Source organism: Alcanivorax sp. HI0044 (assembly GCF_001634945.1).
In genome coordinates this window covers 1-664 of the sequence record NZ_LWEZ01000006.1, presented here as the reverse complement: position 1 = coordinate 664, position 664 = coordinate 1, and the positions used below count along the sequence as shown (strand labels likewise).

The window sequence follows — 664 nt, the reverse complement described above, 5'->3', positions numbered from 1 at the left end:
TGGAAGCCAAGAGTGTAGATGATTTCATTGATGCGCTGACCCAGCCCCGGGGGCCGATTACCGCTACCCGGGAAGTGGAAATGGCGCTGCGGGATTTACGTCTGCCACGCACCGAAACCCGGCCCTACGCCCTGCGGCGTTTGCGCGACCAGCTGGAGACCAACCTGTCAGGCCTGCTGGGGCCGTCGGTTTCCCATCAGTTGATGGACGATCACCTGCCTTACTTGCCTGAAGAGGAACAAAGCTCCAGCGAAGACATCCAGTTTATCGAGTCACGACTGGAGCAATATCGCGACCGGCTCTCCGGGCTGGCCGCAGAGCTGGACGGCCTGCGACGCTTCCACCGCCAGACCTTGCTGGAGCTGCCCATGGGGGTCATTTCCCTGGGCGCCGACCGGGAAATCATTGGCTGGAACCGGGCCATGGAAGAACTCACCGGCATCACCGCCGCCGACACCATCGGCTCCCGGCTGGCGGATCTGGACCCGCCCTGGGGCGATTTCCTGACGCAGTTCAGCCACGACGACAACCCGCACCAGCCACAACAATCGCTGGAAGTGGACCGGCAGACTCGCTGGCTCAGCCTGCATAAATCCGAAGTGCTGGGCACCGGCACCTCGGAGCAGGCTGGCGGGCAGGTAGTGGTGATTGAAGACATTACTGA

The 664-nt window shown here is 62.3% G+C and carries 1 protein-coding gene; it reads left to right on the top strand.

Going from position 1 to position 664, the window contains the following annotated elements:
- Positions 1 to 664 (top strand): PAS domain-containing protein (locus A3730_RS00080; RefSeq protein ID WP_156500683.1); only part of this gene is annotated, 664 nt, incomplete at both ends.